Source organism: Prevotella pallens (assembly GCF_900454935.1).
GTDB lineage: Bacteria > Bacteroidota > Bacteroidia > Bacteroidales > Bacteroidaceae > Prevotella > Prevotella pallens.
Map to the genome: position 1 here is coordinate 641689 of NZ_UGTP01000001.1, position 14419 is coordinate 656107.

General features: G+C 37.6%; 13 protein-coding genes. 7 read left to right on the forward strand and 6 right to left on the reverse strand.

Annotated features, from left to right (window positions below; translation table 11 throughout):
* Positions 1 to 363 precede the first annotated feature (363 nt).
* Positions 364 to 1377: a class II fructose-bisphosphate aldolase gene (locus DX009_RS02845; RefSeq protein WP_006045488.1), complete on the reverse strand. Its 1014-nt coding sequence runs from the start codon at positions 1375 to 1377 to the stop codon at positions 364 to 366.
* Positions 1378 to 2133: 756 nt separating this feature from the next.
* Between DX009_RS02845 and DX009_RS13145 the strand changes: the two genes are divergently transcribed.
* Both DX009_RS13145 and DX009_RS02855 read left to right on the forward strand, forming a co-directional pair.
* Complete coding sequence (locus tag DX009_RS13145; RefSeq protein ID WP_147278663.1) at positions 2134 to 2325, forward strand: hypothetical protein; 192 nt, start codon at positions 2134 to 2136, stop codon at positions 2323 to 2325.
* A gap of 148 nt (positions 2326 to 2473) precedes the next feature.
* Complete coding sequence (locus DX009_RS02855; RefSeq protein ID WP_245944570.1) at positions 2474 to 2713, forward strand: alpha-hydroxy-acid oxidizing protein; 240 nt, start codon at positions 2474 to 2476, stop codon at positions 2711 to 2713.
* A gap of 661 nt (positions 2714 to 3374) precedes the next feature.
* Here DX009_RS02855 and DX009_RS02860 read toward each other — a convergent pair.
* The 4 genes from DX009_RS02860 to queC form a co-directional block, all read right to left on the reverse strand.
* Positions 3375 to 4202: a peptidase gene (locus DX009_RS02860; RefSeq protein WP_115082946.1), complete on the reverse strand. Its 828-nt coding sequence runs from the start codon at positions 4200 to 4202 to the stop codon at positions 3375 to 3377.
* 307 nt (positions 4203 to 4509) lie between these two features.
* Positions 4510 to 5640, reverse strand: coding sequence for a tRNA 2-thiouridine(34) synthase MnmA (gene mnmA / locus DX009_RS02865; protein WP_115082947.1), 1131 nt, complete (start codon positions 5638 to 5640; stop codon positions 4510 to 4512).
* Positions 5641 to 5652: 12 nt separating this feature from the next.
* Positions 5653 to 6582 (reverse strand): YitT family protein, encoded by a 930-nt coding sequence (locus DX009_RS02870; protein WP_115082948.1) that lies wholly within the window; start codon positions 6580 to 6582, stop codon positions 5653 to 5655.
* A 115-nt stretch (positions 6583 to 6697) separates the two neighbouring features.
* Entirely contained in the window at positions 6698 to 7351 is a 654-nt protein-coding gene (gene queC, locus DX009_RS02875; RefSeq protein ID WP_006045479.1) for a 7-cyano-7-deazaguanine synthase QueC, read from the reverse strand.
* A gap of 120 nt (positions 7352 to 7471) precedes the next feature.
* On the opposite strand from queC, the gene DX009_RS02880 reads away from it, so the two are divergent.
* On the forward strand, positions 7472 to 8722 hold the full coding sequence (locus tag DX009_RS02880) for a phosphoglycerate kinase (RefSeq protein WP_115082949.1): 1251 nt from the start codon (positions 7472 to 7474) through the stop codon (positions 8720 to 8722).
* 679 nt (positions 8723 to 9401) lie between these two features.
* Here DX009_RS02880 and DX009_RS02885 read toward each other — a convergent pair.
* Positions 9402 to 10919: an NAD(P)H-hydrate dehydratase gene (locus tag DX009_RS02885; protein ID WP_115082950.1), complete on the reverse strand. Its 1518-nt coding sequence runs from the start codon at positions 10917 to 10919 to the stop codon at positions 9402 to 9404.
* A 92-nt stretch (positions 10920 to 11011) separates the two neighbouring features.
* On the opposite strand from DX009_RS02885, the gene hpt reads away from it, so the two are divergent.
* The 4 genes from hpt (at position 11012) to pgeF (ending at position 14263) form a co-directional block, all read left to right on the forward strand.
* Positions 11012 to 11551 (forward strand): hypoxanthine phosphoribosyltransferase, encoded by a 540-nt coding sequence (gene hpt, locus DX009_RS02890; protein ID WP_115082951.1) that lies wholly within the window; start codon positions 11012 to 11014, stop codon positions 11549 to 11551.
* Entirely contained in the window at positions 11551 to 12123 is a 573-nt protein-coding gene (locus tag DX009_RS02895; RefSeq protein WP_006045475.1) for an adenylate kinase, read from the forward strand. The genes hpt and DX009_RS02895 overlap by 1 nt, the downstream gene beginning before the upstream one ends.
* 162 nt (positions 12124 to 12285) lie before the next feature.
* The gene (gene obgE / locus DX009_RS02900) at positions 12286 to 13458 is read left to right on the forward strand and encodes a GTPase ObgE (RefSeq protein WP_115082952.1); all 1173 of its coding nucleotides are present in this window, start codon (positions 12286 to 12288) and stop codon (positions 13456 to 13458) included.
* The gene (gene pgeF / locus DX009_RS02905) at positions 13451 to 14263 is read left to right on the forward strand and encodes a peptidoglycan editing factor PgeF (RefSeq protein WP_115082953.1); all 813 of its coding nucleotides are present in this window, start codon (positions 13451 to 13453) and stop codon (positions 14261 to 14263) included. Before obgE ends, pgeF begins: the two co-directional genes overlap by 8 nt.
* Positions 14264 to 14419 lie beyond the last annotated feature (156 nt).

A 14419-nucleotide genomic window follows, 5' to 3' on the forward strand; every position in this document is an offset into this window, starting at 1 on the left:
ACAATGAGAAAAGGTGAAAAGAGGTATCAGAATAAAATATGATATAGAATACAAGCTCCGCTATATAGTTTTGCTGTGCAACGAGAAGTAGTAGCGAAGGTTTCGATATACATAATAAATAAAAATACTAATGCTACAATGGTTGTTAGAAATATGGTTATGGTGTGCATATTGCGTTGTTGTTAAAATAGGAACAATACAGTTTGTTCATATTGTCTTTAGAAAAATATATATATTGATTGCATCAAAGTTTTATAAGGACAACAGTTTTTTTATTTTGAAATAATAAAACGAAAGCGATAGAACAGAAAAGCGGAAACCCACTAATGGGAATCCGCCTATATCTTTAACTATCTAAGAATATTAGTCAAGGTTAGCCAACTTGTTGTCGGAACCAAGTACATCTTTAATCTTTTCAGTGTAAAGTTCAATCATGTACTCACGAGCCTTACCACAGTACTGACGTGGGTCGAAGTATTCTGGGTGCAAAGCAAATGTTTCGCGAACACCAGCAGTGAATGCAAGACGAGAGTCAGAGTCGATATTAATTTTACATACAGCACTCTTTGTAGCTTTACGGAGTTGTTCTTCAGGAATACCAACAGCGTTAGGCAGAGCACCACCATACTTGTTAATAATATCAACATACTTCTGAGGAACTGAAGAAGAACCGTGAAGTACGATTGGGAAACCAGGAAGTTGCTTCTCTACTGCCTGTAATACATCGAATGCCAATGGAGGAGGAAGTAAACGACCAGTCTTCGGATCGCGTGTACATTGTTCTGGTTTAAACTTATAAGCACCGTGAGAAGTACCAATAGAAATAGCCAACGAGTCGCAACCAGTACGTGTTGCAAAATCAACCACTTCTTCTGGACGTGTGTAATGAGACTCTTCAGCCACAACATCGTCTTCTACACCAGCTAATACGCCAAGCTCACCTTCTACAGTTACATCGAACTGATGTGCATACTCTACAACCTTTTTAGTTAATGCAATGTTCTCTTCGTAAGGAAGTGAAGAACCATCAATCATTACAGAAGAGAAACCTGTATCTACACAGCTCTTACACAATTCAAAGCTATCACCGTGGTCAAGATGAAGTACAATTTCTGGGTGGTGGCAACCTAACTCTTTTGCATACTCAACAGCACCTTCTGCCAAGTAACGAAGCAAAGTTTGGTTAGCATACTTGCGTGCTCCCTTTGATACCTGAATAATAACAGGAGACTTTGTTTCTGAGCAAGCTGTAATAATAGCCTGAAGTTGCTCCAAGTTGTTAAAGTTAAATGCGGGCACAGCCCAACCACCATTAATGGCTCTCTTGAACATCTCGCGTGTGTTCACGAGACCTAAGTCTTTATAATTTACTGCCATAATATTGTTGTGTATTAAAATATGAATACTGAATACTAATAACTGATTGCAAATATAAACCTTTATTTTGTGAAAACCAAACCTTATACAAAGATAATTGGTAAAACAGCTAATTTCTACTTATTTCTTGACTATAAACAACAGTTGTTCTGTGAAAGCAACAATAAATGTGGCATTGGTTTGATATATATTGCGAGCTTTCTTCTTGTTTTGTTGCCCTAATAGAACAAGTATATTAAGTACAGATAGTTCGTTATAGTGTACACCATTATATATACAACTTGATATAATCATATATACAACTTGATATAGTTTGCTATACCAATGTTTTGAATTTTATTAATCTGTTAAACAATAAAGTAAAATATACCGAGCCGCTAATAGCTAATTTATACTCAATTGGGTTTATAAACTAAATACGCATTAATATAAGGTGTAATTATCTTGTTAGAATAAAATAAATATTTAACTTTGCAGGTGTAACTATTAACAATTAGAGAGACGAAACTCTCTTAAAATGAAACAATTAATCATTAGCGTATGTAGTGATGAACTTAGTAAGAAAAAAGCTACAACATAGCCTCCATAACAAACAATGTTTTATAGCTACATTGTTTTGTTTCTACGACTACAATGCAGCTACTACTGCTGACGTTCGTATTGTGTACATTACTAATTTACTTAATTCTTACGTTGCTGAAATGTTTGGCTTATACATTATATGTTATTAATAAGAAAATAAAAGTAGAAATGGAAATGAAGAGAATTTATGTAAAACCACATGTGGAGCAACACAGTGTTTTAATAGAGAAACTTTTAACTGAGACCAGCGACCAGGGCGACCACGGAGAATCTAAACCGCATGACAATACATTGTGGGAACAAGATGAAGAATGGACAAATAAATTTGAAATAAGTCTAAGCGAGGAAAGAATATTAAATAGCTAATTACTTTTACCTTACGGTATTGCTACACCGTTTAAACTACATTTATATAATGTTGAAATGGTGTTTCGTAAGTGTAAATTCCGTGTACGTATATATCTACGAACGATGAAAGCGAGTAGTGAGAAAATTATAGTGCACTTGTATTTCTATGTTTTGTTTGGCTCTTTATAGATTACAATTTACGAAGAGCTACGATGCCTACAAAGCATTAGCATTAGGGGCTGATGCTGTATCGGTGGGCAGAGGAATTTTGACACCTTTGTTACAGCAAGGTGCAACAGGAGTTAAGGAGAAAATAACGAAAATGAACGAACAACTATCTGAACTGATGCTATATACTGGTGCGAAAGACACTAAATCTTTCGATGCGTCTGTACTATATTTGTAATTCTAAGTATAGCAAAATATAAACCAGTTGTTAGAGTGTAGCATTATTACATATAGGTTGTATAATTGCTTCTTATTAGCTTTCGTTTTATTGTTGGCAGTTTAATAGCTTTTCTAACTTGTTGTGGCTTGCAATGCCTACATTATAGAGGAAAATAATCTGCTAACAATAAAACAAAAGTTATCAATTCGCTAATAAATCAATTTTGGTATAGGAGTCTCCATAGAAAAGAGTATAATTGTAATGTGTTTCATTACAATATACTTAAATCTGAAATGGCATATTGTTCCTAAGACACTTATACTAATGCCTAAATTGGAATATTATAGTGTGAAACGAATAATATTCCTCATCTGAATAAATATTATTCGACTATTATAACACAGCATCATAAAGGAGCCAATTTGCTATGATATCTAAAACGCAACTGACAGATATCTGAAACGATCGCGACAGATATCTGAAACGATTGCGACAGATATCTAAGACAAAAGCATTTAAAAGCTGATGGGTTTCTCTATGCTTTTCGATATTCTATTTTTACAAGTGCGTACCAGTAAATACTGCTAATAATAGCCTTATCTATTTTTTACTGAACCAATATACGCACTTGTAAAACTGCATCATATTTTGTTTGATGTATTCTAACTACAGTGCTTCGTTATTGTTTTATCACTTTCTTACCATTAACAATATATATGCCTTTCGATAGCTTTTCGTATTCGTTCGTAAGCTTAATACCATTTATAGCGTATACGTTTTGTGCTGCAACAGTGTGAATAGAAGACGTTGCAATAGCAGTTGGGTCTTTCGTAATAATAACCTTGCTGTTTACCATCTCTCCGTTGAGTGCTACACAATGTAGCGACGAATCGAATGTTGCTCCCACAGGTTGAGTAATGTTACAGCCTATTAATACAAGTTCGGCAAGGTCTCTAATAGAACCTCCTTCGTTACCTTCAGCTGTTACAGACGAGTTTTTTATAATTAATTTTTCAGACGTTCCATCGCCTCCCGCAATACCGTATGCTTTACTTTTGGCGTTTATGGTACAATTGTCTATAGTGAGTTCGGTATTAAAAACAAATATGGCACAATCCTTTTCGCTCTCTGCGTTAAGTGTTCCTCCGCCTGTAATGGTTGTAGGAGTCATAAGTGTAATAGCCGCTTTTTGTGCTTTCAGGTTGTTAGTACCAATTATTTTTATAGTAATACCATCAATTTTAGAGTATATAGCGTTAATGTTTCCACCAGTGTTTATAGTGGCATCTTGCAGCGTAAGCACTTTGTTAGTAGGGTCGTAGCAAACTTTTCCACTTACACCATCGAGTATTGAAAGGTCGTTGCAGTTAGCAGAAGTAACTTTATTGCCAGCAATAGCAAGACCGTATGCCACAATTTCTGCATATCCTTTTAAAGGTAAAAACATAGCAATAAACGCTGTTAGAACTGCAATAGTGTTTTTTTTCTTCCATAAAATAGTCTTCATTGTGTTTAGACCTCCCCTTTAAACCCATATTGTTGGTAATGCCGTGTCGGAGGTGTGGGCATTTGGTTTTATAAACGTACTATGATTCTTATGTCATAGTAGATGTTGGATATATGCTTTCGCAAAAATAACATCTTTGAATTATAAATACAAATGTACCGTAATGTTTTTCATAATCTTAAGATATATTCTTTAAACATTACAGAGATATTACAATACATTATGATTGTATTTATCGGTTAATAGTAGAGATTAAAAAAAATCACGTTGCAGAAAAATGAAGCAACGTGATTTTAGCGGAGTATATTTAAAATGTAATTTCAGCCGAACCGAAGCAACGGTTGTGATCTTTATCGTAGATAACACAGAACTGTCCAGGTGCAACACCATGTATTTTGTCTTCAGAGTGTACAATAGCTTCTGTTGGTTCGCCCTCGTTGTTAGTAGAAAGCAATTCCAAATATCCCTTGTGGAACTCAGGCGTATGCCTAATTTTGAAACAAATGGATATCTGTTCGGTAGCATCAACATTATTGTTACCAACTTCTGAGCAAGGTGTTTCTGTGAGCCAATGCAAGCCGTGCACCCTAAAGTCTTTTTTGTATGCCGTTTCGGGGTCGTAGCCATGACTAACAAACAACACATTGGTGGTTACATCTTTCTTCACAACAAACCATGGTCCACCACCAAAGCCCAACCCTTTGCGTTGTCCAATGGTATGAAACCACAACCCTTTGTGCTGTCCTATTATCTTTCCAGTTTCTAATTCAACAACATCGCCCACCTGTTCACCAAGATAGCGACGCACATATTCGTTATAGTCTATATTTCCTAAGAAACAAATGCCTTGCGAATCTTTCCGTTTAGCGTTAATAAGATGTTCGCGTTCGGCAATCTCGCGCACCTCATTCTTTTCGTAATGTCCTATAGGAAATAAAGCTTTACGTAATTGCCAATCGTATATTTGTGCTAAGAAGTCAGTCTGATCTTTTACTGGGTCAGGACTTGTACAGAGCCATTTCTTTCCGTTAATCCATTTGGTTTGTGCGTAATGTCCAGTGGCAATAAGGTCGTAGTTGTGTCCACACTTCTCATCGAATGCACCAAACTTTATAAGCCGATTGCACATAACATCAGGATTAGGCGTAAAACCAGCACGCACTTTCTCCATAGTATATTTAGTTACTTGTCCCCAATACTCCTTATGACAGTCTATAACATTGAACTTACAACCAAAACGTTGTGCCACAGCTGTAGCCATTTCTACGTCTTCCTCTGAATTGCAATCCCATTCTTCCTTCTCTTCAGGACCAATGCGAATGTAGAAGCAGTCGGGAGTTAGTCCTAACCGTGCAAATTCGTAAACAACAACCGAACTATCGACACCACCCGAAAGCAGTACTGCAATGTGTTTATTCTTTATTTCATCATAATTCATAATACTGCAAAGTTATTGCTTTTCATTATCATTAACAGCATAGCTGGCAATCTTTTTACGACTACCTACTTTCATTTTATCAAATCCAACGCCATAAACACCGTTTACAGCACTCTGCGATACAAATGCTTCAGGATCTATCTCGTCGATAACACTGAATATATCGTGTGTTTCAGAGCGTCGTGCAAGAACGAAAAGCATACCCAACTCTCTACCAGTGTAGAAACCACGAGCATCAATAAGTGTACAGCCACGTTCCACTTTACTATTTATGGCATTACCAATCTCTTCCCATTTGTCGGAAACAACAAAAAATTGAACAGAACCACGCATACCATTAACAACATAATCTACAACAGCAGACATAATGAAAAGTGTGATATAGCCATATATAATATTCTCCCAATTGTGCAGTACTAAGTAGCCAGATGTTATTATAATAAGGTCGCAAGCTAATATTATCTTACCCAATGATACATCGTGATGTTTGTTTATCATTGCCGCAACAACATCAGAACCACCAGTACTAGCATTATATTGTAAAGCTATTCCTGTGCCTAAACCCAACAAAGCGCCACCAATTACACTAGCAAGGAATGGATCGTTAGGGAAAAGAACACTGTTATCAGTCATTAAATGTTGGAAAATGCTACTACTAATAGTGAAAACTATGACAGAGAAAATTGTCCGAATACAAAATCGCCAACCAAGTACTTTTAATGCAACCAACAACAACGAAATGTTCAAAATGAAGTAAGTAACCTGTATAGGAATACCAGTACCCCAATAAAGCACAGACGAAAGACCAGCAATTCCACCAATAGGGACTTTATGGGTTAATACAAATGCACACCAGCCAAAACTTCCTATAGATACAGCGATGGCTATTATTAAGAAATTCCTAATCTCTTTAAAAATCTGTTTTTGTGTAATCTCGCTCATTTTTATAATCTTTTTTTATTAAATTGCGATTTAAAAAACTAATGAATTGTTTCGCTTAACAAACACTATGTGGTTTTATTTTTATCCTGATATAACCCTAACACTATCTGTTGGATTATGCTTCGTATTCTGTAGGGTCGGTTAATCCTGCTTCTTGGAAAGCCTCTTTACGCTCAATGCAAGTGCCACATTTACCACAATGGCATTTGCCTCCTTTGTAGCAGCTCCATGTTTCTGCATAGTTTATACCAAGTTTGTTTCCTATACGAACAATGTCAGCCTTTGTAATATTGGTAAATGCTGCTTCCACACGAGTATTGTTGAATGTTCCAGCTTGAGTTGCAGCTGTCATAGCATTAATAAACTCAGGGCGACAGTCGGGATAGATGGTGTGATCACCTCCATGATTGGCAATGTAAATACGATTGAGATTGTGGCTTTCGGCTATTCCTGCAGCTATTGCAAGCATAATACCGTTACGAAATGGCACAACAGTAGACTTCATATTCTCTTCCTCGTAATGCCCCTCAGGTATATTCTCTGCTCCGTCCAAGAGCGAACTTTTGAAATATTGCTGCATAAACTGCAACGGAATAACAATGTGTTGTATACCTAAACGCTTACAATGCAAAGCAGCAAATGGCAACTCACGACTTGCGTGATTCTGTCCATAGTCGAATGAAACAGCTAAAGCAATAGTTGCAGCTTTGTCGTAGAGAAGTGTAATGGAATCGAGCCCACCACTAACAATAATAATCGAATCTTTCATTTATATTTGTTTATTGGTGCAAAATTACAAAAAAGATTGCTTATAGTTTTCCTGATAAGATATTTTTTCGTATTTTTGCCATAGGAACGTATTCATTATAATAATATAAATATCAATCAAATGAAGATTAATGATTTCAACTTCGCAGGACATAAAGCTATTGTTCGCGTTGATTTTAATGTGCCATTGGACAAGAATGGCAATGTAACAGACGACACACGTATTCGTGGCGCTTTACCGACGCTGAAGAAGGTGCTTGCTGATGGTGGCGCACTCATTATGATGAGTCACATGGGAAAGCCTAAAGGTAAAGTGAAACCAGAACTTTCGTTAAGCCAAATTGTTAAGAATGTAAGCGATGCTTTGGGTGTTCCTGTGAAGTTTGCTAAAGATGCTGCTAATGCAGAGGCAGACGTTGCAGCACTGAAACCTGGCGAAGCTCTGTTGTTAGAAAACCTTCGCTTCTATGCAGAGGAAGAAGGTAAGCCAGTAGGCGTAGAAAAAGGTACACCAGAATATGATGCTGCTAAGAAAGAAATGAAAACACGTCAGGCTGAGTTCGCAAAGAAGTTGGCTTCATACGCTGATGTTTACGTGAACGATGCTTTCGGTACAGCTCACCGTAAGCACGCTTCAACTGCTGTTATTGCCGACTACTTCGATGCCGACCACAAGATGTTAGGTTTCTTAATGGAGAAGGAAGTAACAGCTATTAATAATGTTTTAAAGAACGCTCAACACCCATTTACAGCAATTATTGGTGGTTCGAAAGTTAGTTCAAAACTTGGCGTCATTAAGAACCTGCTTGATAAGGTAGATAACCTTATTATTGGTGGTGGTATGGGCTTCACCTTCATTAAGGCACAAGGTGGGAAGATTGGCGATTCGCTACACGAAGACGACCTAATGCCTGAAGCTTTAAATGTAATAAAGGCGGCAAAGGAAAAAGGTGTAAAACTTTCGCTCTCTACTGCAACCATCTGTGCACAACAGTTCTCTAACGATGCAGAACGTAAAGAGTTCCCTATTGACCAAATTCCTGACGGCTGGGAAGGCATGGACGCTGCTCCTGAAAGTCTTGAAGAATGGAAAAAGATTATTCTTAGCTCAAAAACAATTTTATGGAACGGACCTGTTGGCGTATTCGAATTCGACAACTTTGCTCACGGTACTGGCGAAATTGCGAAATATGTTGCCGAAGCTACACAGAAGAATGGTGCTTTCTCTCTTGTAGGTGGTGGCGACTCGGTAGCTGCTGTAAACAAGTTTGGCTTGGCAGACAAGGTTTCTTATGTTTCAACAGGTGGCGGGGCAATGCTCGAAGCTATCGAAGGTAAAGTGTTACCTGGCGTTGCTGCTATTGAAAAATAAAATTCAGAATTAAGTAAAGCAGAATATTTGCAGAAGCAAAGTAAATAAGAAACATAATATAGTCTCAATGGTAGAAATACTGTTGAGACTTTTTTATTAATTAAATACTATGAAATACAACAAATAATATTTGGTTGTCTGTTTATATTTATAACCTCAAAATATATTAAACACAATTGGCTATATACCATAATATTACCATATATGATTGTTGATACTGATGCATTCTATCATCTGTTGCATTCTTGACTAATATCTTGCTTGTCTTTTTAACTTGTTGTAGCGCCTGATAATTTTATTATAAAACGCACATTTTATTGACCATTTTTAATGTATAATGTTATTTTGCAACGGACGCTCTGTTAAGAGTAGGGGAGCGATTAATTGTGATATCGTCTCTACAACTCATTGAAATGATATTGCATATATTTACTGTAGGTGGCGTAAATAATAAAGGTTGTAGTTTTTTGTGATATCTAAACCGTAACTGATAGATATCTGAGACGAGCGTTACAGATATCTGAAACAAACGTTACAGATATCTGAAACAAAAGACCAATATTTCACGAACTTTTTCTAAACATTTAAGATATTCCATTCAATTGGCAAATAACTTGTGAACGGTGTTTACAAAATCTTCGTCTATATTCTACAAAATCGGAAAAACTACACGCAAATACTATTCGTTAAGGCGGTTAAAAGCCTTTGGCAGATAGTTGATTATATCGCTTGCAACAAGGCTCTCCTTTCCTAAATCGTTTGCAGCAAGGTCGCCAGCTAATCCATGCAGATACATTCCTACAGCACATGCATCTGCATTCTGATAGCCACGAGCCAATAAGGCAGTTATAATTCCAGAAAGCACATCACCACTACCAGCCGTTGCCATTCCACTATTCCCTGTAGAGTTAAAAAGAATATTTCCATTTGGCAGACAAAGCGCACTATAATGCCCTTTTAGTAATATAAAGGCATCAAGATTTTGAGCCAATTGTTGTGCTTGTTCCAATCGTTCATATTCACCAATAGAAGGCGTACCGTTCAGTCTGTCAAACTCTGCCGCATGTGGTGTCATTATTATTTTCTTTGGCAACTGTTGTAACCATGCTCTATGAGAAGCCAACATATTTAGTGCATCGGCATCTACCACAATAGGGCATTGTGTTCTACGTATTTGTGAAATCATAGCAATGGCAGTAATTTCCACTTGTCCTAATCCAGGACCAATGCCCAAGGCGTCGAAATCTTCTACGCTTACAGGTTCAGAGAAGTAGGCATCTTCGTGGTCTATTTGCATTACAGCCTCTGGAACAGCAGTTTGCATAATATCGTAGTTCCGTTTAGGAGTGTGTACCACCACCTTTCCAACGCCAGAACGTAGACAAGCACGAGTGGCAAGCACTGCCGCCCCAGCCATACCATAGCTTCCTGCTATTATCAGTGCTTTACCCATAGTTCCTTTATGGGCAAAATCGCCACGCGAAAGCAACTTTGCACGTATGTCGTCTTCTTCCAGAATGGTATATTGCGCACCTGTCTTAGAAATAAATTCTCTACTTAATCGTATATCGAGCACTTTCACACGACCCAGAAACTGTTGTGATTCGCTAAACAAGAACGACAATTTCTTTTGATGTAGTGTAAGTGTTAAGTCGGCTTTAATAATATTTGCGTTTACGTTTTGCGAGTTGTCTTCCGCTAAAAGTCCTGATGGAATATCTATACTCACAACTTTTGATGGGCTCTGGTTTATATATTTTACTAGCGATGCAAACCCACCAGCGAGAGGTTTATTCTGTCCAATGCCAAACAAACCATCAATAACCAGCGTTTCGGCATTAAGTTCGGGAGGGTCGAACGATACAGTTACTTCAGTAAAATCCTTGAAATGCTTTAAGTCTAATAGCCTATCTTTATTTAGAGTACAATTCTCTGATAGTTTATTAGATATATTAAACAAAATAACTTTCACCTGATAGCCTTCGTTATAAAGCAAACGAGCAACCGCCAATGCATCGCCACCATTGTTTCCTGGTCCAGCAAAAACAACCATAGGAGTATTATTACTCCATTCTTCCATTATAGAATGAGTTATAGCTTTGGCAGCCCTTTCCATCAAATCAATCGATCTTATGGGCTCGTGTTCTATTGTATATTGGTCAAGCTCACGTATCTGAGCACTCGTAAATATCTTCATAATAGTGGCAAATTTACAAAATAAATGCTAATCATATAAGATAGTTCGGTTTAAATTTAGTAATTTTGCGCTTAAATAACAGATTTATTACAATGAGTCGTGTAACAATTAAAGATAAAACATTTGAGATATCAATTCCAGAAACAACCATTCTCGAGAAAGTAAAAAGCGTAGCCGATAGAATAAATAAAGATATGGCTGGCAAGAATCCCCTATTTCTAGCGGTTCTCAATGGTTCGTTTATGTATGCTGCAGATTTGATGAAGTTTATTGATATTCCTTGTGAAATAAGTTTTGTAAAGGTAGCTTCTTATACAGGTACAGAATCGTCGGGGAAGATTACCGAAGTTATTGGTTTGAACGAAGATATTACAGGGCGCGAAGTAGTAATAGTAGAAGATATAGTAGACACTGGTAAAACTATGGAACGTATGTTGAAAGTACTTTGGGAGAAATCACCTGCAAACATTCATATCAGTACATTGCTGTTGAAACCAGGCAAGCTACAAGTGGCATTAAATATAAAGTATGCAGCAATGGAGATACCAAACGACTTTATTGTAGGGTATGGTTTAGACTACGACCAACAAGGGCGAAATTTAAGAGACATATATACTTTAGCACAAGAATAATGAAGAATATTGTAATTTTCGGTGCTCCCGGTGCAGGAAAAGGCACACAGAGCGACAAAATGATAGAGAAATACGGCTTTGAACATATTTCTACGGGCGATGTATTGCGCGCTGAAATTAAGAAAGGAACAGAGCTAGGTAAAATCGCAAAAGGGTATATCGACAATGGTCAGCTTATACCAGACGAACTAATGGTAGACATATTAGCTCATGTTTACGATAGTTTTGGCAAAGAACATAAAGGCGTTATTTTCGATGGCTTCCCTCGTACCATTCCACAAGCAGATGCATTGAAGGCTATGTTGGCTAAACGCGGACACAAAATAGCTGCTATGATAGAACTATTTGTACCAGAAGAAGAACTTATGAAGCGTCTTGTTCTGCGTGGGCAGCAAAGTGGACGTTCTGACGACAACGAAGAAACTATTAAGAAACGTCTAAATGTGTATCACACACAAACATCTCCACTGATTGATTGGTATAAGAAAGAAGACATTCACCACCATGTAGAAGGTCTTGGAACTATAGACGATATATTCGGTCGCATTGCTACTGTAATAGAAGAACTATAATATAAAAACGATGATAGGCTGTAAAGAGTATAGTTGTAAACACACTTTTACTCGCCGCCTATCATCGTTTTCATTTTATGAAATGTGTTATTGATTGGCATTCCAATCAACATTTATTTTAAAGACCACCCATCAAGCTACATTTAAATCCATATAAAAGCTATGGCAGAAACAAACTTTGTTGATTACGTTAAGATATATTGCCGCTCTGGAAAAGGCGGTAAAGGCTCTATGCACTTGCGCCACGTAAAATATAATCCCAATGGTGGCCCTGACGGAGGCGATGGTGGAAAGGGCGGAAGCATTATCCTTAGAGGTAATCACAATTATTGGACGTTACTTCACTTGCGCTATCAACGCCACATTTTTGCTGAACATGGAGGAAATGGAGGAAGAGACAAGTGTCACGGAAGCGATGGTAAGGATATCTACATAGATGTTCCTTGCGGCACAGTGGTGTATAACGCAGAAACAGGAAAATTTGTTTGCGATATATCTTACGATGGGCAAGAAGTTGTGTTATTAAAAGGTGGACGTGGCGGATTAGGTAATTTCCAATTTCGTACAGCTACTAATCAGGCACCGCGCTATGCTCAACCTGGCGAACCGCTACAAGAAATGACAATCATTCTTGAACTTAAGCTTTTAGCAGACGTGGGGTTGGTTGGCTTTCCTAATGCAGGTAAGTCTACATTATTGTCGGCTTTATCGAGCGCAAAGCCTAAGATAGCTAACTATCCCTTCACAACAATGGAACCTTCGCTGGGAATTGTGAGTTATCGCAACCACCAAAGCTTCGTTATGGCAGACATTCCTGGTATTATTGAAGGTGCAAGCGAAGGTAAAGGATTGGGCTTACGTTTCCTCAGACACATAGAGCGTAACTCGCTTTTGCTGTTTATGGTGCCAGGAGATACAGATGATATAAAAAAGGAATATGAGATATTATTGAACGAACTCCGCCAGTTTAATCCCGAGATGCTTAGTAAGCATAGAGTGTTAGCTGTTACAAAGAGCGATCTTTTAGACGACGAGTTAATAGAAATGCTCCGAGATACATTACCAACCGATTTGCCTGTGGTGTTTATTTCTGCTGTTACTGGTAGCGGAATAGAGGAATTAAAAGATTTGTTGTGGAAAGAGCTTAATGCAGAGAGCAACAAACTAAGCAACATTGTAACCGAAGACACGCTTGTACATCGCGATAAAGATATAGTGCGCCTTGAGGAGGAAATGCATGAAGAGGGGGCTGATGTAGTTGATATAGAGTCGTACAGCGAAGACGAAATAGACGATATAGATGAACTTAACGACTTTGAATACATTGATGAATAAGCCTGAATTACACTTTTATGAACTTGCCAATAATGTTGTTGCCTTCTCATCTACACGCCACGGTGGTGTGAGCAAAGGCAATTATGCTGCTTTTAACATTAATAGATATTGTGGTGATTCACCAGACGCCATAGAGCAAAACCGCAAAAGCTTAGCCAACTGTTTAGAGATAGATGTAAACAAGCTTATAGTTCCACACCAAATACACAGTGATAGTTCGCGAATAATTGCCAACGAATATTTTAAGCTGCCTGCAAATATTCGTGAACAGATTATAGAAGGTGTTGATGCTGTGATGACAAATGAACTAAATGTTTGTATCGGAGTATCTACTGCTGATTGTATTCCTATTCTTTTATACGATACCAAGCACCACGCTGCAGCTGCAATACATGCTGGTTGGCGTGGAACGGTGAAGCATATAGTGCAGAAAACTATTAAAGAAATGGGCATTGTTTACCAAACCAAACCACAAGAATTGCAAGCAGTGATAGGTCCAGGCATATCTTTGCAGAACTTCGAAGTAGGCGATGAAGTGTACGAACAGTTTGTTAATGCTTGTTTCGATATGGAACGAATAGCCAAACGCTATCGTGTTATACAACCTAAAGAGGGGGAACTTCCTTTGAAATGGCACTTAGACTTGAAGCTTTCTAATCGTATAGATATGGAAACAATGGGTGTTCTGCCACAAAATATAATAGATGAAGAAATCTGTACCTACGATAATACAAACGATTATTTCTCTGCTCGTAAACTTGGAGTAGACTCTGGACGTATCTATAACGGAATTATATTGAAGTAAGACGATATCTCTTTTCTCATTTATACTATTGGTCTATTAAGACAGTAAAACTCTTCTTAGTTTGTAGACCACAACTTAATAACCTGAACTCGGGATAAGAATAATACTCAAAAAAGTTGGTAATCTCGTTATATTTTTGTAACTTTATAGTTGAAA

Bases quoted from the DNA above. Each gene is read 5' to 3' on its own strand.
- DX009_RS02845 (WP_006045488.1), bottom strand. From the start codon at position 1,377: ATGGCAGTAAATTATAAAGACTTAGGTCTCGTGAACACACGCGAGATG.
- DX009_RS13145 (WP_147278663.1), top strand. From the start codon at position 2,134: ATGAAGAGAATTTATGTAAAACCACATGTGGAGCAACACAGTGTTTTA.
- DX009_RS02855 (WP_245944570.1), top strand. From the start codon at position 2,474: ATGTTTTGTTTGGCTCTTTATAGATTACAATTTACGAAGAGCTACGAT.
- DX009_RS02860 (WP_115082946.1), bottom strand. From the start codon at position 4,202: ATGAAGACTATTTTATGGAAGAAAAAAAACACTATTGCAGTTCTAACA.
- mnmA (WP_115082947.1), bottom strand. From the start codon at position 5,640: ATGAATTATGATGAAATAAAGAATAAACACATTGCAGTACTGCTTTCG.
- DX009_RS02870 (WP_115082948.1), bottom strand. From the start codon at position 6,582: ATGAGCGAGATTACACAAAAACAGATTTTTAAAGAGATTAGGAATTTC.
- queC (WP_006045479.1), bottom strand. From the start codon at position 7,351: ATGAAAGATTCGATTATTATTGTTAGTGGTGGGCTCGATTCCATTACA.
- DX009_RS02880 (WP_115082949.1), top strand. From the start codon at position 7,472: ATGAAGATTAATGATTTCAACTTCGCAGGACATAAAGCTATTGTTCGC.
- DX009_RS02885 (WP_115082950.1), bottom strand. From the start codon at position 10,919: ATGAAGATATTTACGAGTGCTCAGATACGTGAGCTTGACCAATATACA.
- hpt (WP_115082951.1), top strand. From the start codon at position 11,012: ATGAGTCGTGTAACAATTAAAGATAAAACATTTGAGATATCAATTCCA.
- DX009_RS02895 (WP_006045475.1), top strand. From the start codon at position 11,551: ATGAAGAATATTGTAATTTTCGGTGCTCCCGGTGCAGGAAAAGGCACA.
- obgE (WP_115082952.1), top strand. From the start codon at position 12,286: ATGGCAGAAACAAACTTTGTTGATTACGTTAAGATATATTGCCGCTCT.
- pgeF (WP_115082953.1), top strand. From the start codon at position 13,451: ATGAATAAGCCTGAATTACACTTTTATGAACTTGCCAATAATGTTGTT.